Annotated in this window: 1 pseudogene; it reads left to right on the forward strand. The window is 49.8% G+C overall.

The window, feature by feature from the left end:
• Nucleotides 1–1,385, forward strand: a pseudogene (locus PMI40_RS22790) (hypothetical protein); the annotation flags it as partial.
• Nucleotides 1,386–1,775: the final 390 nt, after the last annotated feature.

The raw sequence follows: 1,775 nt of genomic DNA on the forward strand, positions 1-1,775 counted from the left end.
GAATCGGTATCGGCAGCACCTCCGGCAGCGAGACCAGCGTAACCAGAAACGGTGTAACAGGTGCGGCCGTCACCATCACGGACACGCAGGCCCAGCAAGACAAAACGGGCCAAAGCGCAGAGCAGACCATCGCCTTGCTGAACCAGGATGTACGCACCGGCAAGGACAGCAGCAACACGCTGAACAAGAACTGGAACGGCGACGAACTGCGTGACGAGGTCGAGGCGCAGGCGAAGATCACGCAGGCGTTTGGACAGCGGGCGGCCAAGGCGATTGGGGACTATGCCGGCGCCAAAGAGACGGAGCTCAGACAGGCAGCAACGAAGGCTGCGCTCGGTGGAGACCAGGAATCGGCAGATAGTTTGAACGCGGAAGCGGCGAAGTGGGCTGATGGTGGTGTTTATCGAGTAGCGGCGCACGCGGCAATTGGAGCGTTGGCAGGGGGTGTCGGGGGCGCCCTGGGTGCGATGGCCAGTGCTTCTCTCATGCCCGACATTGCGACCCAGATAAAGAAGATGGAGCTACCTCAAGAGGTGGAAAGCGCATTGTCTCTGGCGGCCGCAGCCGGGCTTGGCGCAGCGGTTGGCGGTAACACAGGCGCTGCTAGCGGCTTTAATGTGGATTTGAATAATCGGCAGTTGCATCAAAGCGAATATGATTTCGCCAAGAAAAATTCCAAGCTCGTGGCACAAAAACTAAATATTAGCGAACTGGAAGCAGAAGCTCGTATCTTGGCAGAAATGCTGCGGAACTCTGATAAGCAGACTGCAGATGCTGCGGGTGCAATTCATGATTACGAGATAATCAGTTTGGTCGGCTGCAAAATGCTGAATTGCAATGGCTATAAAGACGACACGCAGTACGCTAATCACGATTACAACTCAGAGTTTATTTTAGTAAATGAAAATGCATACCGCTTGGCGCAAGGTAACCTTGGTATAGGGGTAAGTGATCAAGAATTTCGTAAGCAGAATATTATTTCAGAACGAATTGGGAAGGGTGCCTTGGCTCTTACCGGATGTGCTTTAGCGGGACCAACCGTATGTCAATCGGCCTTTAAAGGATTAGGTATGACATTTGGTTTTGGCTATTTAACCGGCACTGAAGTCACAACAGTTGGCGTCATCGGCGGGGCCTATGGTGCTGTATTGAGCGGCTTGTATGCTAAAAATCTAGCATTGTGGGCGGGCGGTACGAATTCTTTTATGCAAAGTTCTACGCTCTTTGCAACAAAGACGGGAAGTGTTTTTGGAGCAAAACAAGTTGGAGTTAACTTCGGTAATGCGGCAAATTTAGGTGGCTCAATTGATCCGCTGTTCGATCCTTCAACAAATCCTTGGTGGGGATTAAGAAATCTCTTAAATTTAGTACAGGAAAAACAATGAGTCTCGAATTTGGAATTATCTCCATAATTCTATTATCACTATTTGTTACTTATATTCTTTTCGGTCAAAAGGTAGAAAACTCATTTCGTGATAAGTTTTTTTATTGGCTTAAGTCCACCATCTTTTCAGCGTTTTTTTTATTTCTTTGGTTTGGGTATAAGGGGCCGGACGGGTTTACCTGGGTTAGCTTTTTGATGAGTTTGGGCTTGTCGGGTCTATTTGCGCTATGTCGTTCTCAGATTGGCGCGGGGTGACCAAGCATCGGCCCGGAATGAAGATATGTAATGACCCAGCCAAACCTGCTCACTTCATGCGGCTAACGCAAATGCCTCAGCCGGGGTCTTCATACCAAGGGCCTGATGCGGCCGCTGGTTGTTGTAAAAGCCAATC

This window comes from Herbaspirillum sp. YR522, from assembly GCF_000282575.1.
Lineage (GTDB): Bacteria > Pseudomonadota > Gammaproteobacteria > Burkholderiales > Burkholderiaceae_D > Herbaspirillum.